Consider the following 25,598-nt stretch of genomic DNA (forward strand, 5'->3'; position numbering starts at 1 on the left):
TCTTCTCGCTTAAGCGAGTACTATTAAACCTTTTTAAATACGAAAAACTTCGCCCAAAAAATCGATTACCTGTTGCCCTTCACCAAACCCTTGACGTTGTTTTTGCGAAGTATGCTTAATAAGCTGCGCAACCTCTCCTCCGTCAAACCACAACCCGTCACCCCTGGGGCATATATCGATTACTAACGTGGAATCAGGCCCAACTTTTACTTTGCCCATTGACCTTCGGCAAATCGGGCACCTGTATTTCTTTTCGCGGATTTTTTTGTCAATTTTATTGATTAAGCTCAAAAAGGATAAATCGAAATCTTGCAATCCGTATTTTTCCATTAAGAGCTCGAGCTCGTTGGTATCAAACCATACACCTTTGCATTTAACACAATAGTCTAGTTCGATTTTATCGTGTTCAACATCAATCATACTTAATTTACAAACCGGACAATTCATCGCACTCCACCCTCGTATCTAATTTTAAACGGCGGTTACAAATGTGTCAAGATTTTTTATTGATTACTATAATAAGCTAAATAACAGCCCGACAAGCGAGGTAAAAGTTAAGAAAACGCCCTGACCGTATAGTCGGGGCATTATAAAAAAAACTTTTTGCGGTTTAAAAAAGAAGCTACCGTCAAGATTACCTGGCGGTAGCTTTTAAAACTCAAATTCGCGTGGCAGACGACATTAAACGACAGCAGGTCGGATTGCACAAGCACCATTACCGAAAAGCACGGCTCTGTTTACGGAACGCCTGCAATTCGGCCGATTTTACGCAAAAAGAAAAAGCGATGAGTATTTAGGCAGCTGCTTCTTTAGCGGCGGCAACTTTGACCCTTTGCAGGTCTACCATTTCTTGCCCAAATTCACATGTCTTACAATCATAAAGTCGGCTGCAAACCCTGCTGGAAACTTCTCCTTTGGCACTGTACATACAATACCTCTGTGAACCGGGATGGTCTTTTAAATCTTTGATTTTCGGATTGGGGACTTTCTTAGTCAGTAAACCCTTTTCTCCATCCAAAGCTTCCTGCGCTTTTCTGAGCCAAATTCTGGCGTCGATATTATCGGGAGCAACATTCAATATTGAACCAAACTCCTTAATCCCCTCTTCGTATTTGGCATTTTCATAGTGTTCTTTGCCTAACTTCATATGTGCAGGAACGTCCTCAGGATTGATGGCAATAAAATCCAATGTTTTCATAATTTCCCCCATATTATTTATATTATATTTTAACCGTTACCAAGGATAGCAGTCTAATTTTCTTCGTGATTATGACTAACCGGTAAAGACACTCTAAAGGTAGTGCCTTCACCCTCTTTACTTTGTATCTCTATTTTCCCGTTGTGGCGTTGGATAATACCGTAAGATATCGCTAAACCCAACCCCACCCCCTTTTGGTCTTTTTTAGTCGAAAAGAAGGGGGTAAAAAGTTTCTTCATATTTTCCGGGGATATCCCAACCCCCGTATCATTTACCTCAACCAGCACTTGGTCATCTATCGGTAATGTGCGAATAGTTAAAATCCCACCGTCGGGCATAGCCTGAATTGCATTCATTATCAGATTAGTGCAAACCTGTTGAATTTGCCCGAAATCGGCAACAATCTTCGGCAAATCCGCCGAAAGTTCTTTTATCACTTTTATATTTTGTATTTCTGCCGAGTGGATACCAAGATCGTAACTTCTATCAATAATTTCATTGACATCCACTTCCCAAAATTCGGGAACCGATTGCCTGGAAAAATCAAGCAAACTTCTAACCAACTTAGTGCTGCGATTGAGCTCAGTTTCCATTTTGGAAAGGTAATCAAGAGCAACATCAATACTGTAATTACCGCTCTTGAGTTTTCTGGACATAAGCTGAGTATAGATTAGAACACCCGATAACGGGTTGTTAATCTCATGGGCGACAGAGGCCGCCAACTGCCCCAGTGAAGTCATTTTTTCGGCTTGGATTAAACCCTCCTGCGTTTCTTGCATGTTTTTATGCAAATACGGCCAACACATTTCAATTTCAGCCAACTTATCGCAAACGGCGATTGCCAGCTCGCGACAAGTGCTGTACCCGCAAGCGCCGCAATTAAATTGCTCTTCGGGGTTGTTTCTGTTAATTTTATTTAAGACGGCTTCAATTTCTGCCTCACTCGGAAGGACTATCCTACCATTTTGATTTGTAAATTGTCGGGATAAGTCAATGTCGGCATATTCTTTAATGTCTTGCTCGGTTTTTTCCGGTTGCGATGTTTTAACGGCATAGCGAGCAACAAGTTCCTCGCGCCTGTAAATACTTAAACCGTTATCTATCACCGGCCCGCTTACACACCCATGGCAAAAATAAAGGTTAATTAATTTGGTATTTATTTTGCCTAAGGCAAACTCCTTAAGAATTTTGCTAACAGCCCCTCGACCGTTAGCGTTAATAACCTCGCTTTTAAGAATATCATCGGATAATCCCGCCAGTTTTGCCAAGCCACCTGAAACAGACATTAACCTCCCCAAATTGGGTGTCGGCCCGTCAAATTCGGATGAAGCCTCATCTTCAGGAATAATTTCTTTGGTTGCAAACATTTCTTTAAGCTCGGCAAAAGTTAAAACCGCATCAATCACACCGATATTACCGGGCTTACGCGCCTCATCTTTTTTAGCCACACATGGTCCGATAAAAACAACTTTAGCAGATTTATTGTAGCGATTTTTAATCAATCTGCCGGTTGCAATGGTCGGTGACACAATGTGTGCCATGTGGTCGATTAGGTCGGGATAGTACTTTTCAACAAAATTTACGACAGCCGGACAATTCGAAGAAATAATCGGTCTATCCGTTTGTGTAACGATTAATTTCTTATATTCCCTGCCTATTAACTCAGCCCCGAAAGAATCCTCCATCACTTCGTTAAAACCAAGTTTTTTAAGTGCCGACACCAAACTGCCCGGCTCGGCCTCGGGCATTGCCGCAGGAAAAGATGAGGAAACTACCGCTATCAAGTGATTATCCTTGTTACTTAGCAACTGCCATACCAAATCAATATCACTCTCTACCTTTTTTGCACCGGTAGCACAAACCTTTAAGCAGCTTCCACAGACAATGCAACGCTCCTGTATTACTTGCGCTAAAAGATCTTCTACTTTAATCGCTTTAACAGGACAGCTGCGTATACAAGCATAACAGCTTTTGCACTTATCTTTTTCTGTGTATATAATGCTCATTTATGTAATACTCCGGCAAGCTTTTAAATTTGAAGGTAAGATGCTTGCCGCTTAACTTCGTTGGTTTTTAAAATCAAGAAACAGGCGCCCTGCAAAAGGCAGTACCTTTAGCGGCTGCCTTAGTGTTACAGGTTTTGCAGTCCGATAAATTAATTCTTTGTAACGGTATCATCATTTACAACCGCCCAATACAGAGTAATTCCTATCTTTAAATTGACTCAAAACCTATTTTTTATATCCGAATTGATGTGTTAACCCAAACTTATAACGTAAAGCCTAAGAAACAGTATTTACTTCTTTTAATATCATATCGACAGCTAAAGGGATAGCCGCTTTGACATTCGGTGTGCACTCCTCGGTTAATGTTCTGACATCGGCCGCTTCGATTCCGATAATATCTATCTGTGCCGGCATTTCCAGCCCCAGTCTCCTGCCAAGTTCAATCGCGGCAATAACACCGATATCATGGCTTGAAGTAGTATGGCAGGTATTATCGAACTCTTCCGGAGTCAAGCGATAGATACTACCGGGTTTACCGTCTTCTGTCGTAATGGCATCGACAATAATAGCCCGGTCGTAACCTACCAAATAATCAAGCAAGCTAATGCCCGCTAAGCTAACCTCATCTAAGGCAACATCTGGATTGGATACCCTACCCTCAAGCTCTTTAATAACCTTTAATCCGGCGCTATCATCGCTCAGATAAGGGTTACCCAATCCTAAAATTAATGTCTTCAAAATATTATGTAATCTATTCCCAGCTTTTTACTATTTGTTTTTTATTGTCGTAAACATACATCGGCATCGCCGGATGTCCGGGTAAGTTATGACTGGCACAAGCCAAACATAAATCGTAGGGACGCCAAGCCATCTCGATTCGGTTTAACAAACCTTCGGTTATTTCTTTACCCGGCTGAATTAAGGCTTGTGCAGCCTTGTTAACCGACATATTAACCGCAGCCCCGTTATTTACAGTTGCCACAATTAAGTTGGCTTTCTTGATAACGGCATTTTCATCGGTGGTATAGTGATGAATCAAAGTGCCTCTGGGTGCCTCAACGATTCCCACGCCTTCACTCGGAGTGGCGGTCGGTATATTTCTCAAATCATCGCTTGTAATTTCAGGATCCGTACTCAAAGCGAGTAATGTTTCGGCAGCCTGAACAAGTTCAACCAAACGCGCCCAATGAATAGCCAAGGTATGATGAACCGGTTTTCCGCCCAGCGTATCATACAATTTTTCGTAGGCTTCTTGAGCTAACGGAGTAGCCATACCGTCTGAAGCGTTTAATCGGGCCATCGGGGCTACACGGAAAACACCGCTGTCATTTCCGTCAACAAAGCCCTTCCATCCCACTTTCTTCAGATACGGGAATTTAATGTAGCTCCATGGTTCGACATGTTCGGCAATGTGATCAAGGTAATCTTTAGGCTCAAATTTAGCAAACTCTTTGCCGTCGGGATCGACTACCCTTACCATACCGTCGTAAAAACTTACCTTATTATTTTCATCAACCAAGCCCATTGAATAGGTTCTATGGGTATAAGCATCGCTTACAATCATATCAACATATTCTTTGTTGGCAAGGACGATATCATCAAAAACCTTCAGCGACAATTTGCCGAATTCAATACAATCACGAGCAATTTGCTCTATTTGCTGACGCTCTTCTTCATTAAGGCCTCTGCTAACACCACCGGGCAGTGCAAAAACCGGATGAATGGCCCTGCCTGCCAACATTTCAATAACATGATGGCATTTTTTACGGGTATTAATAACCGCCCCGCCCAATTCCAGACCTACTTTACCGATAACACCGATAATATTGCGTTCGGCGACAGGCGCTTCCGGACCCATAATAAAATCAGGGCCGGCAAGGATATAAAAATGGGTGGTATGATCGGTTATAAAAAACGCATTATAAACAAGCTCGCGTAACTTACGCGCCGCACTGGTCGGCTGGACTTGAAACAGAGTGTCCAGTGTTTTAACCGAAGCCATATGATGCGCTTCGGGGCACACCCCACAAATTCTTTGCGTAATTTGCGGCATATCTTCGGCAAGCCTTCCTTCCGAGAACTTTTCAAATCCGCGCAATTCGGGGACTTGGAAATAACTGTTTTCTACCCTACCCTCATCGTTAAGGAAGATCTCAATTTTTCCGTGCCCTTCAAGCCTCGTAATCGGATCAATACTTATTTTTTTCATTAAACTCTGGCCCTCCTTAACACAGAATCAGGTAGACTGTAACGATAGAATGTCCCCGCAGGATCCCTGACACCTTCGGCAATCTTTGCGATTTCTTCAGGATCGTTTGAATCAATAACGGAAGCAATTGCATTCATAAAGTGCGCACCTTGGTCAATTACACCTTCAACGGGTCCGTAACAGCCGGTACACGGCATCCCCGCCTTGGGACATTTGGCTTCGCAACCGCCCCTGGTAGCGACACCGGCACAAGGTAACCCCTGTTCCAAAAGGCATATCTCGGGGTCGGCAACAATTTCGTAAGGCCTGTAAAATTTCTTAACCTTTTTAACATCACGCTTACGCGGGCATTCATCGCAAACCGCTTTGGCACTGCTTGTAATTACAGAGCCAACGGGGGGCAACTGGCCGCTGATTAATGCTTCTAAGGCCATCCACGTTGTTTCGGCTTCGGGAGGACAACCGGGAATAATATATTCAACCGGAATCGTCTGAGCAAGTGTTTTAACGGTATTATACAATTCCGGTAATCTCAACTCGCCTTCCGGCGCCTGATAAGTCGTTTGGGGAAGAATTTTATTGGGATTATCGGTGGAAGGGGTTTCCAAAAAGGCCCTTTCCAAAATCATATCACGATTATACAGATTGGCTAAGCCCGGAATACCACCCTGATATGCACAGGCGCCAAAAGCAATCATTACTTTTGATTTTCGCCTCAGCAATTTAGCCATATGCTCCTGCTCGGTTGAGCGGATTGAACCGTTGAAAAGACAGACGTCAATGCTTTTATCTTCCATTGCCTCAACGTCTTTATATTTAACGTCCATTGCCACCGGCCAAAAAACGATATCCACCGCCTCGATGAGTTTTAACAAATTCTCAGCGATTTCAAGAGTGCCGATTTCACAACCGCCACAACTGGCTGCCCAATATAAAGCAACTTTTGGTTTAGCCATTATCTCCTCCATCTCTGGGGAAAGGCCCCAATTTTTTAATTTTTTCAGTCATATCTTTTATAATCTCGGCAAACTTATCGCCTTCGGAAGCGGCGACCCAGTCAAGATGAATGCGATCGCTTTCGATTCCCATTTGTTCGGTTAACCTCTTTAGCATTTCCATGCGGCGCATTGTTTTTAGGTTACCCGAGTTATAATGGCAATCACCGGGGTGACATCCGAGTATAGCCACACCATCGGCTCCCGATTCCAGTGCTTTCAATATAAAAACCGGATCCACTCTTCCGCTGCACATTACCCTTACTATTCTGATGTTTGCAGGATACTTCTTTCTTGAAGTCCCCGCCAGGTCAGCCCCGGAATAGGAGCACCAGTTGCAGAGGATTCCCAGTATTTTAGGTTCAAAACTCATGCTAACACCCCCTCAATTTCAGCCAAAATCTGCTTGGTGGTAAAGTGATTGCTTGTTATTGCATCGCTGGGACAAGCCGATACACAAACACCACATCCTTTACAAAGGACCGGGTTGATTTCGGATACCCGAGCACTTTCGTTATAGCTAATCGCACTGTACGGACACATCGTGTTACAAATACGACATCCGGAGCAAAGGTCCGCAATAATTTCCGAAACGGCACCGTCAATCTCAACCTTGTTATTGCTAATCATCGCCAGTGCCCTGGCAGCGGCGGCCGAAGCCTGTGCAACCGTATCGGGGATATCTTTGGGTCCCTGGCAGCACCCGGCAATAAACACGCCGTCGGTCATTGTCGATATCGGATCAAGCTTGGGATGTTTCTCCAAGAAGAACCCGTCGGCTTTTTTGTTAAGCGACAAAACCTTACCGATTTGTTCGGCACCGTCGTTGGGTTCGATAGCACAGCTCAAGATAACCATATCCACCGGCAGCCTTCTCTTTTTACGTACCAGCGTATCTTCAACCATAACAACCAATTTGTCTTTTTCTTCGTCAATTTGAGGAATGTTGGTTATTTCAGCCGCACGCCCCCTAACAAACTTGACACCTTCATCTTGTAATCTCATATAGAATTCTTCGTATCCCAATCCGGGGCAACGCATATCGATGTATAACTGGTAAACTTCCACATCGGGCAGTTTTTCCTTTAGGAGGTGCGCATACTTGAGAGAGTACATACAACACACGCGCGAGCAATATTTGTGATAATTCTCATCACGGCTTCCCACGCAGTGGAGTATGGCAACACTCTTCGGTTTTTTACCGTTCTTTTTAACAACAACTCCGTCGGTGGGGCCTGAGGCATTTGAAAGCCTTTCAAATTCAAGACCCGTTAAAACATCGTCGAATCTTCTGTATCCGTAGGTATACATTACCTCGGGGTCAAATTGTTTAAGACCGGTGGCAACAACAATCGAGCCTATATCAACTTCAATTGTCTGCTCTCTCATTGAATGATCAATTGCATCCGGTTCACAGGCTTTAAGGCATAACATACATTCTGAACAAACGGAACAGTTCAAACACCTTCCGGCTTCATCAATCGCTAATTCATTGTCATAGCCAAGTTCAACTTCATCAAAGTTGCCTTTTCTTTCTGATACGCCTAAGGTCGGCATAACCATTCTGGATTTTGCTTTGACTTTGTCTTTATTGACTTCAAACTTCTTCGGCATCTGTTCGGCACGGCCTTCGCGTATATCCTGACCGCTTAAATATCTATCGATACTTTCGGCTGCGGCTTTTCCGGAAGCCATGGATGCAATCACATCCAACTGTCCGGCAACCACTTCGCCGCCGGCAAACACACCGGAAACATTGCTTTCCAGCGTAACCGGGTCAACTTCCAAATAGCCCAATTCGCTAAATGCCATTTCTTTAGGTAAGCTGTCTTTATTAACATCCTGCCACATGGCATTGATTACATTACCGGCTTCAAGAACAAACTCTTCGCCTTTTTGTGCCTTTGATTCGTTAACACATTTAACACCGCTTATTTTATCGCCATCGATAATTATCTCTTTAACCGATGTAAGGAACTTAAATTTAATCCCTTCGTTTTTGGCTTCCTCTACCTCGCTGCATGTAGCGGGGGTTTCGGATTCCGATTTTTTATAAAGGACGGTAACATCTTTGGCGCCCAATCTCCAAGCCACTCTGGCCGACTCAACTGCCGTATTACCGCCGCCGACAACAACTACTTTATCGGAAACGACAACATCTTGACCCGAGTTAACTTTCTTTAAGAAATCCATCGCACCGAAGACATTGGCATTATCCTCACCGGGTACGCCCAATTTACGGTTAACACCGGCACCGGTACCCAAAAAGACTGCCTTGTATCCTTGTTTAAACAGGCTTGCAATATCATTAACAGCAGTTCCTGTTTTTATTTCGACGCCTCTTTCTTTAAGATAGTCGATTTCAGTATCAACAATATTTTCCGGCAATTTAAAGTTGGGGATGCCGTATCGCATCAAGCCACCGGCTTTTTCATCTTTTTCAAAAACGGTAACAGCGTAGCCTTTCTTTAATAAATCGAAAGCGCAGGCAAGCCCGGAGGGGCCGGAACCGATTACAGCAACCTTTTCGGCCTTGGTTATTTCAAGCGGAGTCGCTTTTTCTCTGCCCATTTTTATTTCATAATCGGCAACAAAGCGCTTAAGGTCACGAATGTTAATCCCGTCGTCAACGGTGGTTCGTTCGCATTCGGTTTCACAAGGGTGATTACAAACCCTGCCGACAACACCGGCAAGAGGAATTGAATCACGAACCAAATCAAGAGCTTCCTTAAACTGACCCTTTGCAATAAGTGCAACATAGCCGTGGGCATTAACGCCGGCTGGACAAGCGACTCGGCAAGGGGATATTCCTTTTTTATTGATTACCGCTTTGTTAGGCACGGCATAAGGAGATTGAATATAAGTGGCACTGCGCAGGCTTAAGCCGACATCAAATTCGTTTTCAACCTTTACGGGACAAACCTTACTGCATTCGTCACAGCCGGTACATTTTGTTTCATCGACATAGCGCGCTTTTCTTTTTATTTTAGCTTTGAAGTTACCAACAAACCCGGTAACTTCTTCAACTTCACTGTAAGATAACAAGTCAATATTGGGGTGTTGCCCGACGCTGGTCATTTTGGGGGTGAGAATACAAGCGGAACAGTCTAACGTGGGGAATGTTTTATCAAACATCGCCATATGTCCGCCGATACTCGGCTCCTTCTCTACCAAATAAACCTTTTTACCGGCATCGGCAATTTCTAAGGCTGTTTGAATACCGGCGATACCGCCGCCGACAACCAAAACATTCGGATTTACCGAAACCTGTTTGCTTTGCAGAGGCTCATGATATTGAACACGGCTTACGGCAGCTTCAACCAATGCCTTCGCTTTTTCAGTCGCCATTTCTTTATCCGTATGCACCCAAGAACATTGCTCACGAATATTAGCCATCTGGAAATAGTATTGGTTAATCCCGGCATCTTGTACCGCCCGACGGAAAGTCGGTTCATGCATGCGAGGAGAACAAGCAGCTACCACTACCCTGTTCAATTTGTTTTCTTTAATATCGTTTTTAATAAGGTTTTGACCGGGGTCGGAACACATATATTTATAATTTCGTGCTACAACTACAGAACCTAACCCTTTGGCGTACTCGGTAACTTCTTTGGTGTTGACCGTAGCCGAAATATTGGTTCCGCAGTCGCATATGTATACACCAATCCTTACTTCTTCCATAATTTACGCTCTCCTTTACAGATATTTGGCCAGGATTTTATTCGGTTTGACGATATTTTTATTTAAGCCCAGTTTGTCTTCTTTTAACCCGAGCGCAAGACCGATAAGCTGTGTAACAAACAATACCGGCAAATTAAAATTAGTATTGAATTTGCTGTTTACTTTGGCTTGATAGGCATCGAGGTTCATTTGACAAAGAGGACAAGGGGTAATCATACACTCCGCCCCACTTTCGACGGCGTTTTTAAACAGATCGTACATCAGTTGGAGACAAAGATCCTGCTCCGATATAACAGCCGAACCGCCGCAACATTTACATTTGGAGGCGTAAGGGACAGCTATCGCTCCGACAGCCTCAACAATTTCATCCAACGCAATAGGATTTTCCGGATCGTCAAAACCAAAACGCGGTCGCACTTCCTGGCACCCGGAATAAGGAGCAACTTTTAATCCGCTTAGGGGTTTTACAACTTTGGCAGCTATTTTCTGCGTTGTCATATCGGACATTAAGACTTCAATCAATAACCTGACTTTAACAGAGCCGTTATATTCGAGACCGGCCGTCGCCAAGGCCTGATTGACCTTTGATTTTACCTCAGGCTTCATCATATGCACTCTGGCTTTGTTAAGGGTTACAAAACAAGAACTGCATGGGGTGACAAGGTCAAGTTTTGTTTTCTCGGCCAGCGCAAGATTACGAGCTGCGACGGCAATTGCTTCAAGTTCATCCAGCGAACCGTAAGGGGTTGAACCGCAACAGTTCCAATCTTCCAGTTCCTTTAACTCAATACCCAAGGCCTCCGCAATTGCTCGAGTTGAAATATCCAACCCAACCGCAGTAGCTTCCGATGAACAGCCGGGGAAATAAGTGTAGCTTTTCATTGGTCACCTCTAATTTCATTCAGTTTTTTGATAATTAGGTCAAGGTCTTTTTTACCTTTGATTTTCCTGGCCGAAAGCGGCATGCGTCCATGCGACAGAAGTTTTAGTGCCACCGAAGTCATTCCCAAAGCGGCAAAAGGATTGGTTGAGAGGTAATACCCCAACATCATTCGAAACTCGCTTACCCTGCCATTGCTTTTGATCGACTTCACAAAGTTGTCGTACACAACCGGTGTTGTTGTGCCTTTTGGCTTGTACCCATGCTTCACCGCCAGCGATTCGAGTGCATGGAACAAACTTGTCGGCTCCACATCTCTGGGACAACGTACGGTGCAGAAATAGCAAGAAAGACAACGCCACATTGAACTGCTGGAAAGGACTTCGTCGCGCATATCGGCTTTCACCATAGCTATTACTTCCGAAGGGGTATATTCCCAGATCTCCGCACTCGGACAAGATGCAGTACACGTGCCGCATTGCATGCACATATACACACCCTCGCCGCCGGGAACCTGGCTAACCTCGCTTGCAAAATCTTTAGCTAGAGTTTTTTCCATTAAGCTCCCCCTGTTACAAATTATTATTGATTATTTTTAAGAAACTCTTTATTAAATCAAATCTGTTATTTCACAGGACAACACAGCCAAAAAGCAGCGTCATGCTTCATAAATATCCATTAAGCGCAAATAGCGCAGGATATTATCAGAGGATATTACAACAATATCTTTTCAGTGTCAAATTTAATACAAGCCTTGTAGGTAAAATAAGTACACAAGATTACAATTCAGTTATTTATACTTCGAATAACTCCATCCGTTAAAAAATACTTTTTACTTTGATTAGCAAAACTATCGGCACCGTTTTTAATAAATTGAAGCTTTGTGTAAAATAAATTATAAAAACCTGTATAATACTTTATGGGTTAGAATTGAAGCAAAGAAAAACACCTGTTATAAAACTTCCTGTATACATATTATTGAAGGAGATGTTTACAAATGGCTGTTAGTGCAAAAGAAATCGAAGATTTTTATTATTTTATTGACAAAATTGCGGAATTCCACGGACACGTCTGCGTCGGTATCGCGATGGGTACCAAATCCGCCCTGGCAGCAATGCGCGTGCTGGGTTTTGACCCGTATGTCAAAAAGCACAAGGATTTGATTGTATATGTCGAAACCGACCGCTGTATGACCGATGCCGTACAAGGCGTTACCGGTTGCGGGCTTGGTAAAAGATCCCTTAAACATGTGGACTACGGCAAATTTGCCGCCACTTTCGTTAAGTTATCCACCGGTGAAGCCTATCGCGTAACAACCACCAAAGATTTTGATAAAAACCTTTCGGTAGATGAAGTTCTTAAAATAGTATCTGAAACCCCGGATGAAGAAATGTTAAAACTGGAAAGAGTAAAAGTAGATATCCCCGAAAATGACCTGCCCGGAGCCGCAAAAGCAAGGGCGGTATGTACCAAGTGCGGAGAAAGGGTAATGGACGGCCGGGCAGTATTTGAAGATGATAAACCTTATTGCAAGGCCTGCCTCTACGGGGCTTATTATAAAACGCAAGAATAAGATAATATATCAAACTGCCGGAAGGACACCAATAATACGATTTCAAAAACAAAAGGAGCCTTTTGTAAAATGGATTATATCCACATAAAGGATATTGATTGGGACGGTCTTTGGCAAAAACAAGCCGGACATGTCATCAAGACAAGCGATGAAGCCGCTGCATTTTGGGACCGAAGGGCTCACTATTATGAAAAGAATGTCGGTCGCAATACTTATGTAGACGAGCTTTTAAAAAGAATGGAAATTCCCGCAAGTTGTTCCGTCCTGGATGTCGGCGGCGGCAGCGGTCTTCTGGCCGTACCCATTGCACAAAAAGCAAGGCTTGTAACCGTGCTGGATATTTCCAACGGTATGCTCAGCCTTTTAAAAAACAAATTGGAAGAAGCAAAAATCTCAAATATAACCGTTATCAATAAAAATTGGTACGAGACAGATGTAAACTCGGAAATTGACCCCCACGATATAGTACTGGCCTCACGTTTTCTGCCGATGGGCGATAAACTTGAAGCTTCATTGGAAAATATGAATACCGTTGCACTCAAACGATGTTATGTAACATGGCGAGCCAACAGTTTTGACAAGGTTGAAGCGGAATCCGCGCGCCTGCTGGGCAAAGAATATAAACGTTACCCCGAATACCCGATTATCTTGAACTGCCTTTATAAAATGGGGATTAAGGCAGGGGTGGAAATTTTTAAATCCGAATCTGAAATGTGTTTTGATAATTTAGATGATGCCCTCAGACATTTTTCCAAAAACTCACCGATGTCTGATATAACCTCGACAGATTATAAAGATTTTGTAAGATCGCTCCTTGTCGAAAAAGACGGGAAATATTACCGATACTCTGCCACCGAATGGGCATTGATTTCATGGGAAGCCCGAAAAAGAGATGTTTAAATTAATAGATACTCACGCACATATTGATGAAGTCGAAGATATTGATAATGTTATTACTCAAGCCAAGAGCAATAACGTTGCAGCAATCGTTGCCCTTGGAATGTCTTTAACATCTAACCGAAGGGTTTTGGAGCTTGCCGCAAAATACCCTGCCTATGTATACCCTGCCATGGGGCTGTTCCCTTCCAATATTGCCGATGCGGATTTTGCGGAAAACATGCGCTTTATACAAGATAATATCGGTGAAACAATCGGTATCGGCGAAATCGGGTTGGATTACAGTAAAAGGGTTAAAGAAAAAGCCTCCAAAGAAACTCAAAAAAGTGTTTTTAAAGAACTTTTGGAACTTGCCAAGCAGCATCACAAACCGGCGCTAATCCATTCGAGATATTCATGGCGCGACTGCCTTGAACTAACACAGGCAATCGGAATTAAAAAAGCGATCTTTCATTGGTACACCGGACCGTTAGATATTTTAGAAAAGATTATTGATTGCGGGTACTTTATTTCCGCAAGCCCCGCCGCCGAATACTTTGAGGAACATCGAAAAGCGATTCAAGCCGCCCCGTTGGAGAATATCGTCTTGGAAACCGATACCCCGGTAACTTATCGTTACGGAACCGAATTCGCATACGAATCCCGCCCGTCCGATATATTAAGAACGCTGAATGCCGTATCCGAAATTAAAAATATCGATAAGAATATCGTTGCCGAAACTGTTTTTAAAAATACCCAGAAAATATTCGAAATTTCCGTTTAATACCCGCCCGCAACCCCTTTATTTTATTGACTTTGATTTAACTACATAGTATACTCTGGGCACTCGGATAGCGTGCCTATTCGGTCATTTCAACAAGGAGGATTTCAATGGAAACAAAATCGTTAAAAGCAATGGTTAAAGACATATTCGGCAGTGAAGCCGGCAAAAAAGAGTTTGCGGCAAACCCCGAAAGTGTAATGAGCAGATATAATTTAACCGGTCACGAAAAAACCGCTGTTTTGAACACTGCCTCCAGAGTCGGCTTGACGACTTCGACCTCCTCGGCATTAGCCTTTGATATCGAAGCTGCGATACTTTGGGTTTAACTTAAAAAATATTTTTGATTGAACCAACATGGACAGCGGGTTACAGAATGAGCTCCTCCGCAAAGAGATAATCGGCTTTATTTCTTTGCTGCCTGAGAGTTTTCGCGACTATGTCAGTGAGCCTTTAAAGGTAGACAGGCGTGGATTGTCAAATTCGGAGGAATCTGTGGCTCCATGGGTTCTGTTGCCCCTGATTGCCTGTGAATCCGTCGGCGGTAACGGAAAACAAGCAATACCGCTTTGCGCCGCGCTGCAGTTTTTTATTGCCGCCGGCGATGTTTTTGACGATGTCGAGGATGACGATTCCCCTTTAGCGCTTTCCGTAAAGTACGGTACCGCAATAACCAATAATATCGCAACAACTTTATTGGTGTTGGGAGAAAAAGCAATTGCAAGCCTTAAAATTAAAGGCGTTTCAGATTCTAAAACAATAAAAATCGCGGATACAGTTAACTCTTACTATTTAACCGCTTGTTTCGGTCAGCATAAAGATTTATCTTGTTCGGGGAAAATCGATATAACCGAAGAAGAATACCTTGAAATCTTAAGCCAAAAATCGGCATCTCAAATAGAATGCGCCTGCCATGCGGGGGTTCTGCTGGCAACCGAAAACACGGATTTACTTGACCCGTTAAAAGAATTCGGCTACAACTTGGGAATGATGGCACAAATAACAAATGACATCAGCGGAATTATTTACCAAAAAGATATTCTAAACAGGGAAATAACTTTCCCCGTCATATTTGCCTTATCTCAAGCCGAAAGCCCGATTCGTGATGAACTGAAGAAATATTACCAAAACCAAACGGATAATAAGCTTACCGCGGAGCAAGTTTCAAAAATACTTTTCGATACCGGTGCCATGCACTATTCATTAATTATCAAGGAATCCTATCGAACGCTGGCTGCAAATGCCGTTGAAAAAGCGGAAAAATACGGTGCCGATCCAAAAAGGTTACGGGAGTTTTTAAAATGAGCTCAAAGCAACACCAGACCGGTAAATCTGTTTTTTTAAACTTGTTAAAAAACAAGCGGACTTTGGCCGTTGTTGCTTTGAGCTTGGTTGCTATAATCATCGGCTTAGCGCTCTTTTTTGTTAGTATTAACAAGCCTTATATCGGGGTTTCTTTGCATATAACCGAAGACGGTTGGGTTGTTCAGGATTTGTATTCAAGCAGCCTTGCCGAAGAAGCGGGGATAAAAATAGGTGATAAACCGATTGAGATTAACGGACAACCGGCAGATGTTTTTTTACAGGCATTCGAAAAACAAAAACAATTTCTCGGAATCGGGCTAACCGATTTAGTTGTTGAAAACAGCGCAGGGCAAATAATCTCCGTAAGTGTCTATGACACGCCACCGCCGGTAAAATACATCTTGGAAAATATTCCCTTTCTGTTAATCTGCCTCGTCTTTTGGTTTGTAGGTTTTTATGTTTATATCAACAAACCCAAAAGCACAGTTTCCCTTCTCTTACTGCTAAGTTCGTTGGCATTCGGTTGGGCGGTAATCGGAAATGTAGCCGCAACGGCACAAATTACAGTTGCCATTCATATGGCTGTAATCGGAACCACCCTAGGCCCTTGGTTATTGTTCCACTTCCTTTTAGTTTTACCCGAAGAACGAAGCAAACTAAGGGATAATCATCGCCTTCTTTTAATTTATATTCCGGCGATTCTGACATTGATTCTGTATCCTTTTATCGGCTTTGCCAACAATGAACCGACAATCCTGTTCCGTTCAATAAGATCAATAGAACTGTTCGCCGCTTTTCTGGCGATTATAATTGTATCTATTTACAACTATACCAGCGCCGTTTCGCCGAGAACACGCCAACAAATGAAGTTATTGTTATACTCCTGTATTGTTGCCGTTCTCCCGTTTTTGTTATTAAGTTTACTGCCGTTGGTGTTTACCAATGAAATCTTAATCCCCATCGGCTACACCGTTATTTTCACTGCGGCGATACCGATCGGCATCGGCTATTCCATAACAACACGCAAACTTTTGGATATCAGCGTATTTATTAACCGCCATGTCGTATACGGGCTTATTTCAATTATTATCGCGCTTGTTTTTACCGGTTTTATCATCCCAATCCTGCTTTTTTTGCCAACGATGACAGTGGTTGAAGCCATTTTAATATCTTTGGTGTTGGGGTTTGTAGCCAGCGGGCTTTTCGGACCGCTAAAAATAACAATCACAGCAATAATAGATAAGTTTTTCTATAAAGATAAGTACGATTATTATAAAGTCCTCAGAGAATTAAGTTCATCCCTTAATGCAATCGCCGATATCAGTACCGGCTCTACGCTTATTATTAACGTCCTTGCCGAAAGAATTCGTCTTAACGGGGCTTGCCTGATTATTAAAAACAAAAGCGGAGAACACACTTTCGCCGCCTCAACCGGCGTGTTTAATAAAGAAAAACAACAAAAACAAATCTTGGAATTACTTTTAAACAAAACCGCTCATATTATGTTCCCCGATTCGGCTGTCATGGTAAATCCGGAGATTGCGTTTTTGGTTCCGCTGGTTGCCGACAAAGAAGAAATCGGTTATATCTGCTTATCCCCCAAAACTACCGAGCAGCGTTATACATCGGACGACCTGTTTTTAATCCAAGCGCTGGCGCCCGTTGCCGCGGTCTCTCTCAGAAGTTGGCTCTTAACGGCGGATTATATTGCCGAACAAAAGCAAACTCAGGCAAGGCTGTTACAGGAAGCGGAAACTTGGCAAACAACTTTCGATGCAATCCCGATGCCGATATCTTTACAAAGCAACGATTTCAAAATACTGCGCGTCAATAAAGCCTTTTCCGAGCTTTTCGCGATAGCCCCACAGGACGTTATCGGCAAGCATTGTTACGAAATTGTCCACGAAAGCAGTTTCCCGATTCCCAATTGCCCTCAAGCTAAAATGCTCAAAGATAGCCAAAAAACAACAATCGAAGTCTATCATAACGATTTTGACGAGTATTTTGAGGTAACCGTATCGCCGATTAAGGACGCCGACGGCGTAATCGACGGCGCAGTCCATATCATGAGAAATATTACGCAAGTCAAAAAGGCGGAAGAAGAAAAACGAATCCTGCAAGAAAAAGCGGAAATTTCGGGGCGGCTGGCTTTGGTCGGAGAAATGGCAGCCGGTATTGCCCACGAAATCAATAACCCGCTCACCGGCGTTATCGGATTTTCGGATATGCTGCTTGAAAAAGATATGCCGCCCGATATGAAAGAGCACGTCAAAATTATCGCTGAAAGCAGTCACAGGGTAGCCGATATTATTAAACGGCTGTTAACCTTTTCGCGCCAACACAAACCGATGAAAACAGTTGCCAATATTAACAGTTTAATTGATAACATATTACATATGCGCAGTTATGTCCTTAAAAGCGACAACATCAATGTCGTTACGGAGTACGACCAAACCCTGCCGCTGATTGAAATGGATCCCGGGCAAATACAGCAAGTCTTTTTAAATCTGATAATCAATGCCGAATATGCGGTTAAAAAAGCCGACAGACGCGGTGAGCTGGTCGTTAAAACCGCCAAATTGGACAATAAAGTACGCATATCGCTCCAGGATAACGGCACCGGCATTTCAGAAGAAACCAAAAAACGTCTGTTCCAGCCGTTTTTTACCACCAAGCCGGTCGGCGAAGGCACCGGTTTAGGTTTAAGCCTCTCTCATTCAATAATAACCGAACACGGCGGAACCCTCTCTGTTGAGAGCGAACCGGGAGAAGGGGCAACGTTTATAATCGAACTGCCGATTACCAACCATTATGCGCAAAATACATCTTCCGACCCGCCCCTGCCGGAAGACGACCCGCAAAATCCCATCAAAACATCAATACTGGTTGTTGACGACGAAATTACGGTCAGGCAGTTTATAAAATCATCTTTAAGTGATACCCAATATTCCGTAGATACCGCCGCCAACCCTGTCGATGCGCTGCAAATAATGCGAGAAAAAAACTACGATATAATTATTTTAGATATTCGAATGCCCAATATGAACGGCCAGGAATTATACAAAAAAATAATCGAGATCAAGCCTCAGATGTCGCAAAGGGTTATTTTTATTACCGGCGACTTATTTAATACCGATGTCAAAAACTTCCTCGAAATGCATAATTTACCGTCAATCAGCAAGCCTTTCGATAGGGAAACGCTGGAAGAAAAAATAAAAGATGTTTTAAGTTAAACGTATTAGCGTAAAGGTCCCAAATTTAACTTCAAACATGTTATAATTGGAACACCGGGCAGCCGATTTAGACGGAGCCGCCCCTAAATTTGAAAGCACTTTGAATTAAAAAACGCGGAGGGTCTTTTTATGAATAAGGGTAGATTCACTGAGAGGCTGTTTGCTTTACTGATAATTATCGCTTTGTTATTCCTGCCGGGCTGCAAACCGATAACATTAACGCTTACAACCACCGAACTGGCAACCACCACCTCTGTTAAAACAACTACCGCCGCCAATAGCACGGTAACCGTAACCGAAAAAGTAACCGTAACTCCGACCTTAACGGTTACCGAAACTTTAGATGTAATCTCGCCCACCACCACAACCACCCAAACCTATGACCCGTACAGTCATTACCATGGATATCTGTTGGAGGGATACCCCGAAGATATCTGGCCGCTCTACGGCAGTTTGGCAATCGTTAGCTGTGCGTTTATGATTCAATACCCTGTTTATAATAATATCGGCTACTACCAAAACAGATACAGCGTAATTTACGTAACCGATAAAAGCAAAGCGCAAATTGCCGAATATTACGGTTCCCTTTTAGATACCAAAGAGGAACATTCTTTTTTTGATGCCGTCGGCACCGTTAAGGGCTATTACGTAGATGCCTATTGGGATGATTTTATGGGTTACGGCGAGGTTTATCTAACCGTTAGTTTACCGGAGGGAAGCGGTTTAACAAGTAACCCCTTCCATACCGATTTCCCCGAAGTCATGCAAAACTATTACAACCCTAATGAATGGTGGGGAGAAGACCATGCCTGTATGAGTAACCCTCCCAACGGAACGCTTTGGTATATCAAGATGTTTTCTTTTAACGGGACCAACCAGGAGGCGCTGGCATACTACCGTGCGCTTTACGGCGATGCCGAAAGCTATAAAGAAACCGTAACCGAAAACTATTACGGGGAAGAAACGACAATCAGCGGCTATATCGGTGAGGTTCGATTTGCGATTACCGTCGGCTGGGGAGCGGCGGGTTTAATCAATATTTTCTGTGAGATACCGCAAAAATAAAAAAATTTAACCACCCAAAATGCGGAGGATTTTTATGAACAAGAGTAGTCTTTTTGGAAAATTGTTAATTTTAGCGTTAATTATGGCGCTATCGATATTACCGGGATGCAGCGATTCAAATGTAACAACCGTTACACAGGCAACAACCGAATGGGTAACGGTAACCTCTACCAAAACGGTTTCCGATGCGACAACAGTAACCGTTGTTTCAACCGTAACGGCTGATCCGGTCACAACCGTTGTTACAATCACAGGTGCCGATAGCACAAGCACAACCAAAACGACCTCAACAACCGTAACCAACGATAATCCTTACGCAAATTACCATGGGTATCTCTTGGATGGCTATCCTGAAGGTGTTGTACCCCTTTTCGGAAGCTTGGCAATCGAGCATTGCACCCTTAAAGTACAATCCCCGATGTACACTTACACCCCTTACTACGAAACCTTCTATGCCGTAAGCTACCTCACCAACAAAAGCAAAACGGATGTCATCGGATATTACGAATCGCTTTTGGAAACACAAGATGAAGACGCTTATTTTGATCTTTACGGCACCTTAAGCGGCCATTTGGTAACAGTTAATTACAGAGATGAGTACGGCGCACAAATGGTTTATTTAACTGTCACCCTCCCCCAAGGAACCGGTTTAAAATCCAACCCCTACCATGCCGATTTTCCGGAATTTTTACAGGATTACTTCCGTTATGATATATGGTGGGAAGAAGAATATCTTTGCACAAGCAATTACGGCGGAACGATTATTGCCTCCAAGTTATTCTCCTACGACGGTATGCATAAGGATGCCGTAGAATATTACCGCGCCCTTTACAGCGGTGTTCAGGGTTATGAGGAGAAAGTCGTCGATGATTTCTATGGAATAAGTACCGAAATAAGCGGTATTATCGATGATGTGCGATTTGTGATAACTGTTGATGTTTGGGGCATAGATTATACTAACGAATACAATTTTATAAGCGTTTGGTATGAAAAACCGCAAAGTTAAGGGTTAATAGCGGGATATTCCACCAAATTTACGATTTAAGTATCAAATAATACTTTTAGGTATTGCAATTTATGTAATGCAGTGCTAGAATTTGTGTGACCGTGCTTGTAATCGGTGTATGGTTATGGATAGTGTCCTTGAAGACAAATATTATCCGGTACTCCGTCTTAACACTTTGGACAGTTTAATGCCTGAAGCGATAGAGACTTTTGTTTTTCTACCCATCAGAAGTTATCACCCGTTTTTAAGCAAACCGATGTTTCCAAAAAAATAACAGAGGGGTTTTCTCTGTTTTAATTTAAAAAGAAATTAAATAGGTGCATTATTTTGACACTATCTGTCAAAGATGTGTGTTATAATCTTGGCGATAAGAAACTTTTATAAGGAGTGAGGCAATGCTAAAAAGGAAGATTATTAATTCCCTGCTTGCGCTCGTATTGCTGTTTAGCCTCGGAGCTGTTGCAGCGTTACCGGTAATAGCAGATGGAGGCGGAGGCGGAGAGCCTGCCGGGAATGTATTAAATGTGTCGAATTGGACAGCACCAACCAGTGTTACCGGCACTGCAACCCCAACCGGCCGCCAGGCAACGATTAAAGTCGGTAGCACATACCATATGTGGTATTCTGCTGACGAAGCCACGCTTTATTACACCTCGTCAACAAACCCTGCGACAGACTTTGCCGCAAGTGCATCGTGTAGCTTCACCGGAGGCGACCCTGCAAATGTCGGCAGTGTTACCGTCTTTAAAGAAGGTGCCACTTTCTACATGATTACCTACGGTGCAAATGAGAAAAAATTCGCCATTTATACTTCACCCGATGGAATAGCTTGGACTTTTAAAAGAGTAGTCCTAGCTGGCGAGGGTTCATTTGACAAAATTGATGGCCCCTTCCTTATGAAGGATGGAAATGTTTATCGTCTTTATTTCCAAGCTAGAGAAACAAGCTCAGTTAAATATTCTATATATTCTGCCAGTTACAATGGCTCCAGCTTATCAGATGAAGGTATTTTTGAGAGCCCCATAAAAATTTTACAATGTGGAGAATTAGGTAAGTGGGGACAGACCTTAATGCATCCGGCTGTTGTTAAAGACGGCGATATGTATTACATGTGGTTCAGTTCACATGATGGTAAGAGTTCTCAGCAACAAATCGGCTTTGCGTCCTCGGAAGACGGCACAACTTGGGTCAATAGCCCCGGCAATCCAATTATTCTTCAAGTAACCCCTCACTACGGATTTGCCGAACCATCCGTTATTAAAGACGGCGATATTTGGCGTATATGGTATACATCAAAAGATGCATCATCGGTAAAATACATGGAAGCTGCCGGACCCTTTGAATTTTCTTCTATCCAAGCAGCCATCAATGCCGCTGAAGACGGCGATACTATTCAGGTGGCAGCGGGTACGTATAACTTAACTGAACCCATCGTCGTTAATAAAAAGGTAACCCTTACCGGAAATACAACGGCTCCGGAAACAGTTGTCCTTAATGCCCCGACAGACGGCGATGACCGTGAAGTATTCCAAGTATTATCCGACGATGTTACCATCCAAGGGTTCACTATCCAAGGCTCAAAAGATATCCAAAAAGGTGGTTCTTGGAACTCTAACCCCGGTATCGCTGTCGGCGGCGATAAGCTGATGCTTGTTAATAAACCTACCGGCGCCACCGAATATACTTTCAATTACTGGGGCTTTGCCGTTAAAAATATAAATATCCTTAATAACATAATTACGAATAACAGTTACGGCATTTTCCTTTTCCATTCACAGAATGTCGTTATTGAAGGAAATAAAATTTATAACAACACCCGTGATGCCAATACATGGTCCGGAAAAGGTATTGCAATATACACCAGTAAAGACATGGCAGACCCAAGTAAAGTTAGCAGCGGAACTGTATTACCGCACACTAACAACATTACAATCAACGACAACGAAATCTATGGAAATAAGCTTTACGGAATTGAACTCAACCACTCAGAGGCATACCATGGCGGTACGGGCGGACCGTTTGATGTTAACGTAAAAATAACCAACAACACAATACACGATAACAGCGGACCGTTGGACGCATTGGGTGGAGCGCTTGACTATTCTCGAGGTATTTCAGCTAACGGAAATGAAACTAATGTTACGGTAACAGGCAATGTCATCTATGGCCATACCGCGAGTGCCGGTGCCAGATTTAGTCCTACCAATGCCGGAATACGGTTGAATAACAGCCATGGCTGGACAATTCAAGATAATGAGATTTACGGTAATATGCGTGGCATATATGCGTACGGAACTTCTACAAATATAACCATAAATGCAGGCTTGCTTGGTCCTAACCTTATTTACGATAACGCCCAAGGCATTTGCGTGTCAGATGGCACCGTCGGAACGGTCAACGGAAATAATATCTACGATAACGATGTGAACACATGGACTTCTGACGGTATTAATCCTGCCGGTGTTATTAACGGCGGTAGTAATGAACTTGACGCCACCAATAACTGGTGGGGGGATGCCAGCGGACCGAAAGCAACATCCAACCCCGATGGTGCAGGCAACGCAGTTTCCGATAATGTCAATTTTGACCCTTGGTTAGGTGCTATTCCGGTAGATGATCCGTTTAGCGGCGATTTAGACCTTACCGGCGCTTTAAGCTATTCAGTAAATGGTGACGGCGAAGTTCTGGAAACGGTAGCAGCAACTACCGATGATGAGAAGTTCAGCATTACAATCCCTGCAGGAACCACCGCAAAAGACGAAGATGGTAATCCTTTAGCCGGGTTTACAGTCAACACAACCGAACCCGAAGAATTTGTAGGCAATCCGCCCGCAAACGCAAATTCTATCGGCACTATTTACGAGTGGGGTCCTGCAGGCGCAACATTTGACCCCTTCATCATATTCGAATTTAAATATGAATACCAATTGGGGATGGACGAAGATAATCTGGTTGTAATGTATTATGACGGCAGTGAATGGGTAGCACTTGAGAATTGTGAAGTTGACAAAATAAATAAGATTGTAACAGCTTATGTTACTCACTTTACCCCATTCTCACTGTTCTTATCCGGAACAGTTACAACCGGAACTACTACTACTACTACCGGAACTACTACTACCGGGACGACTACCGCTACAACTTCTACTGTTACTTCAACGGCTACAAGTACATCAACAACCACAAGCACGTCAACCCAAACAGCCTCGGGCGGTACGACAACTTATACAACTACAATTGTCCAAACCCTAATAGTTCCGCAAACAGTGGTACAAACCGTTACTGAGCCGACAACGGTAACACAACCCGGTAAAACAGTTACCCAAACCGAAACCAAAATTTCGGAAATAACGACTACTAAACAGCAAACATTACCGGCATCAATATCGACAACTACCGCCACGCAAACCGTGGTTCAAACGGATGAAGTCATAAACTGGCCGATGGTCGCTATAATCGGCATGATTTCCCTGCTAATCGGCGCGCTGGTAGTGGTAATCTTTACAAGACGCGTCTAACACAAAATAATAATCGAAACGGTATTATCCGAAACGATACGGGCCTCGCAGCTAAACCCTGCGGGGCTCGTTTTTATCCCGCAAAGGTTTTAGCCCCTGCCTGTTAACCTACACATCAAAACCTTTTTGACGAGGTAACTGCCAAACAGTATAATAAACCTCGGTATAAATACCTGCCGGCTGTTTGCAAAATGTTAACAGTCGGTTATTATGTAAACTTACTGCGGTAGGTTTAGCACCCCAAGGAGAGGTGTCCGAGTGGTTCATGGTGCCGCTCTCGAAAAGCGGTCTTCGCGCAAGTGAAGCGTGGGTTCGAATCCCACCCTCTCCGCCACTAATTCCCCCGATAATTTTCCGCGCCGCAAGGAAAGATAAGTGCAAATAACGGATAAACTGAGAGCCGAACTTCTTAAAAATGCCGATGAGGCAGTGCGTCTTAGCGGCAAACGTTTCTTTAAAGAAGAAGTTAGACTGCACGGCGTTAAAACACCGCTTGCTCAGAAGATCGGCAAGACTTTCTTTAATGATTTCAAACAAGAAAAGAGTAAAGCGGAAATCTTTGCCCTGTGCGAAAAGCTATGGCAATCGGGCTATCTGGAAGAACAAATTATTGCTTGCGATTGGGCTTACGGGTTGCGTGAAAAGTACGAACCGGCGGATTGGGAAATCTTTGCCGGGTGGATTAACAATTACGTTTCAAACTGGGCATCCTGCGACACGCTCTGTAATCACAGTGTGGGGCATTTTACGGAAACCTACCCCATTTATGTGTCCGGGCTCAAAACGCTTGCCAAATCCGCAAACAGATGGGCTAAACGCGCCTCGGCGGTGTCGCTTGTAATACCGGCGCGCAAAGGGCTCTTTTTAGACGATATCTTTGAAATTGCGACTATCCTTCTCCAAGATCCGGACGATTTGGTGCAAAAAGGCTACGGGTGGATGTTAAAGGCAGCCGCTGAGGCGCACCAGCAAGCGGTTTTCGATTTTGTTATTGCCAATAAAGAAAACATGCCGCGAACGGCTCTGCGCTATGCGATTGAGAAAATGCCGCCGGAACTAAAAGCCGCCGCAATGCAAAAGTAGCCAAACCTGCGCTGGAATTAAAAGATAAAATATACTACAATATACCGAATTGTTTAATTAATGCGGCCGATTTGGAGAGGTGCTGGAGTGGCCGAACAGGCACGCCTGGAAAGCGTGTGTCGGGGCAACCTGACCGTGGGTTCGAATCCCACCCTCTCCGCCATTTTTTTGGTTGTTTAAAGTGTTTTG

The 25,598-nt window shown here is 43.5% G+C and carries 20 protein-coding genes and 2 tRNA genes; 12 read left to right on the forward strand and 10 right to left on the reverse strand.

Annotated features, from left to right (window positions below):
• Positions 1 to 33 precede the first annotated feature (33 nt).
• The 10 genes from WC958_01855 to WC958_01900 form a co-directional block, all read right to left on the reverse strand.
• A complete protein-coding gene (locus WC958_01855; protein MFA5628995.1) occupies positions 34 to 447 on the reverse strand; it encodes a zf-TFIIB domain-containing protein in 414 nt (137 codons plus the stop codon).
• A 346-nt stretch (positions 448 to 793) separates the two neighbouring features.
• Positions 794 to 1,198 carry a hypothetical protein gene (locus WC958_01860; GenBank protein ID MFA5628996.1) on the reverse strand — a complete coding sequence of 135 codons (405 nt, stop codon included), beginning with the start codon at positions 1,196 to 1,198 and terminating at the stop codon, positions 794 to 796.
• A 53-nt stretch (positions 1,199 to 1,251) separates the two neighbouring features.
• Positions 1,252 to 3,204: a [Fe-Fe] hydrogenase large subunit C-terminal domain-containing protein gene (locus WC958_01865; GenBank protein MFA5628997.1), complete on the reverse strand. Its 1,953-nt coding sequence runs from the start codon at positions 3,202 to 3,204 to the stop codon at positions 1,252 to 1,254.
• A 276-nt stretch (positions 3,205 to 3,480) separates the two neighbouring features.
• Entirely contained in the window at positions 3,481 to 3,942 is a 462-nt protein-coding gene (locus WC958_01870) for a hydrogenase maturation protease (protein MFA5628998.1), read from the reverse strand.
• Between the two features lie 13 nt (positions 3,943 to 3,955).
• On the reverse strand, positions 3,956 to 5,413 hold the full coding sequence (locus WC958_01875) for a Ni/Fe hydrogenase subunit alpha (protein MFA5628999.1): 1,458 nt from the start codon (positions 5,411 to 5,413) through the stop codon (positions 3,956 to 3,958).
• Positions 5,413 to 6,369: a F420-nonreducing hydrogenase gene (locus WC958_01880; protein MFA5629000.1), complete on the reverse strand. Its 957-nt coding sequence runs from the start codon at positions 6,367 to 6,369 to the stop codon at positions 5,413 to 5,415. The genes WC958_01875 and WC958_01880 overlap by 1 nt, the downstream gene beginning before the upstream one ends.
• Positions 6,362 to 6,781: a hydrogenase iron-sulfur subunit gene (locus WC958_01885; protein MFA5629001.1), complete on the reverse strand. Its 420-nt coding sequence runs from the start codon at positions 6,779 to 6,781 to the stop codon at positions 6,362 to 6,364. Before WC958_01885 ends, WC958_01880 begins: the two co-directional genes overlap by 8 nt.
• Complete coding sequence (locus tag WC958_01890; GenBank protein ID MFA5629002.1) at positions 6,778 to 10,089, reverse strand: FAD-dependent oxidoreductase; 3,312 nt, start codon at positions 10,087 to 10,089, stop codon at positions 6,778 to 6,780. Before WC958_01890 ends, WC958_01885 begins: the two co-directional genes overlap by 4 nt.
• A 15-nt stretch (positions 10,090 to 10,104) precedes the next feature.
• On the reverse strand, positions 10,105 to 10,971 hold the full coding sequence (locus WC958_01895; GenBank protein ID MFA5629003.1) for a CoB--CoM heterodisulfide reductase iron-sulfur subunit B family protein: 867 nt from the start codon (positions 10,969 to 10,971) through the stop codon (positions 10,105 to 10,107).
• The gene (locus tag WC958_01900) at positions 10,968 to 11,528 is read right to left on the reverse strand and encodes a 4Fe-4S dicluster domain-containing protein (protein MFA5629004.1); all 561 of its coding nucleotides are present in this window, start codon (positions 11,526 to 11,528) and stop codon (positions 10,968 to 10,970) included. Before WC958_01900 ends, WC958_01895 begins: the two co-directional genes overlap by 4 nt.
• Before the next feature lie 438 nt (positions 11,529 to 11,966).
• Here WC958_01900 and WC958_01905 point away from each other — a divergent pair, with 438 nt between their 5' ends.
• The 12 genes from WC958_01905 (at position 11,967) to WC958_01960 (ending at position 25,572) form a co-directional block, all read left to right on the forward strand.
• A complete protein-coding gene (locus WC958_01905) occupies positions 11,967 to 12,542 on the forward strand; it encodes an FmdE family protein (protein ID MFA5629005.1) in 576 nt (191 codons plus the stop codon).
• 69 nt (positions 12,543 to 12,611) lie between these two features.
• Positions 12,612 to 13,442 carry a class I SAM-dependent methyltransferase gene (locus tag WC958_01910; GenBank protein ID MFA5629006.1) on the forward strand — a complete coding sequence of 277 codons (831 nt, stop codon included), beginning with the start codon at positions 12,612 to 12,614 and terminating at the stop codon, positions 13,440 to 13,442.
• Positions 13,435 to 14,202, forward strand: coding sequence for a TatD family hydrolase (locus WC958_01915; GenBank protein MFA5629007.1), 768 nt, complete (start codon positions 13,435 to 13,437; stop codon positions 14,200 to 14,202). The genes WC958_01910 and WC958_01915 overlap by 8 nt, the downstream gene beginning before the upstream one ends.
• 107 nt (positions 14,203 to 14,309) lie before the next feature.
• On the forward strand, positions 14,310 to 14,528 hold the full coding sequence (locus WC958_01920; GenBank protein ID MFA5629008.1) for a hypothetical protein: 219 nt from the start codon (positions 14,310 to 14,312) through the stop codon (positions 14,526 to 14,528).
• Between the two features lie 166 nt (positions 14,529 to 14,694).
• Positions 14,695 to 15,504, forward strand: a complete 810-nt coding sequence (locus WC958_01925) for a polyprenyl synthetase family protein (GenBank protein MFA5629009.1) — start codon at positions 14,695 to 14,697, stop codon at positions 15,502 to 15,504.
• Complete coding sequence (locus WC958_01930) at positions 15,501 to 18,737, forward strand: ATP-binding protein (GenBank protein MFA5629010.1); 3,237 nt, start codon at positions 15,501 to 15,503, stop codon at positions 18,735 to 18,737. The genes WC958_01925 and WC958_01930 overlap by 4 nt, the downstream gene beginning before the upstream one ends.
• A 129-nt stretch (positions 18,738 to 18,866) precedes the next feature.
• Complete coding sequence (locus WC958_01935) at positions 18,867 to 19,802, forward strand: hypothetical protein (protein MFA5629011.1); 936 nt, start codon at positions 18,867 to 18,869, stop codon at positions 19,800 to 19,802.
• Between the two features lie 34 nt (positions 19,803 to 19,836).
• Complete coding sequence (locus WC958_01940) at positions 19,837 to 20,808, forward strand: hypothetical protein (protein ID MFA5629012.1); 972 nt, start codon at positions 19,837 to 19,839, stop codon at positions 20,806 to 20,808.
• A gap of 395 nt (positions 20,809 to 21,203) precedes the next feature.
• A complete protein-coding gene (locus tag WC958_01945; GenBank protein MFA5629013.1) occupies positions 21,204 to 24,326 on the forward strand; it encodes a right-handed parallel beta-helix repeat-containing protein in 3,123 nt (1,040 codons plus the stop codon).
• Positions 24,327 to 24,570: 244 nt separating this feature from the next.
• Positions 24,571 to 24,660: transfer RNA gene (locus WC958_01950), tRNA-Ser, on the forward strand.
• 41 nt (positions 24,661 to 24,701) lie between these two features.
• Positions 24,702 to 25,409, forward strand: a complete 708-nt coding sequence (locus tag WC958_01955; GenBank protein MFA5629014.1) for a DNA alkylation repair protein — start codon at positions 24,702 to 24,704, stop codon at positions 25,407 to 25,409.
• 73 nt (positions 25,410 to 25,482) lie between these two features.
• Positions 25,483 to 25,572 (forward strand) — tRNA-Ser (locus WC958_01960).
• Positions 25,573 to 25,598: the final 26 nt, after the last annotated feature.

The sequence above is a fragment of the Dehalococcoidales bacterium genome (assembly GCA_041656115.1).
In the GTDB taxonomy this organism is placed as follows: Bacteria; Chloroflexota; Dehalococcoidia; order Dehalococcoidales; family UBA5627; genus UBA5627.

Bases quoted from the DNA above. Each gene is read 5' to 3' on its own strand.
- WC958_01885 (MFA5629001.1), bottom strand. From the start codon at position 6,781: ATGAGTTTTGAACCTAAAATACTGGGAATCCTCTGCAACTGGTGCTCC.
- WC958_01900 (MFA5629004.1), bottom strand. From the start codon at position 11,528: ATGGAAAAAACTCTAGCTAAAGATTTTGCAAGCGAGGTTAGCCAGGTT.
- WC958_01945 (MFA5629013.1), top strand. From the start codon at position 21,204: ATGCTAAAAAGGAAGATTATTAATTCCCTGCTTGCGCTCGTATTGCTG.
- WC958_01875 (MFA5628999.1), bottom strand. From the start codon at position 5,413: ATGAAAAAAATAAGTATTGATCCGATTACGAGGCTTGAAGGGCACGGA.
- WC958_01935 (MFA5629011.1), top strand. From the start codon at position 18,867: ATGAATAAGGGTAGATTCACTGAGAGGCTGTTTGCTTTACTGATAATT.
- WC958_01880 (MFA5629000.1), bottom strand. From the start codon at position 6,369: ATGGCTAAACCAAAAGTTGCTTTATATTGGGCAGCCAGTTGTGGCGGT.
- WC958_01940 (MFA5629012.1), top strand. From the start codon at position 19,837: ATGAACAAGAGTAGTCTTTTTGGAAAATTGTTAATTTTAGCGTTAATT.
- WC958_01915 (MFA5629007.1), top strand. From the start codon at position 13,435: ATGTTTAAATTAATAGATACTCACGCACATATTGATGAAGTCGAAGAT.
- WC958_01895 (MFA5629003.1), bottom strand. From the start codon at position 10,971: ATGAAAAGCTACACTTATTTCCCCGGCTGTTCATCGGAAGCTACTGCG.
- WC958_01865 (MFA5628997.1), bottom strand. From the start codon at position 3,204: ATGAGCATTATATACACAGAAAAAGATAAGTGCAAAAGCTGTTATGCT.
- WC958_01905 (MFA5629005.1), top strand. From the start codon at position 11,967: ATGGCTGTTAGTGCAAAAGAAATCGAAGATTTTTATTATTTTATTGAC.
- WC958_01860 (MFA5628996.1), bottom strand. From the start codon at position 1,198: ATGAAAACATTGGATTTTATTGCCATCAATCCTGAGGACGTTCCTGCA.
- WC958_01910 (MFA5629006.1), top strand. From the start codon at position 12,612: ATGGATTATATCCACATAAAGGATATTGATTGGGACGGTCTTTGGCAA.
- WC958_01930 (MFA5629010.1), top strand. From the start codon at position 15,501: ATGAGCTCAAAGCAACACCAGACCGGTAAATCTGTTTTTTTAAACTTG.
- WC958_01890 (MFA5629002.1), bottom strand. From the start codon at position 10,089: ATGGAAGAAGTAAGGATTGGTGTATACATATGCGACTGCGGAACCAAT.
- WC958_01920 (MFA5629008.1), top strand. From the start codon at position 14,310: ATGGAAACAAAATCGTTAAAAGCAATGGTTAAAGACATATTCGGCAGT.
- WC958_01855 (MFA5628995.1), bottom strand. From the start codon at position 447: ATGAATTGTCCGGTTTGTAAATTAAGTATGATTGATGTTGAACACGAT.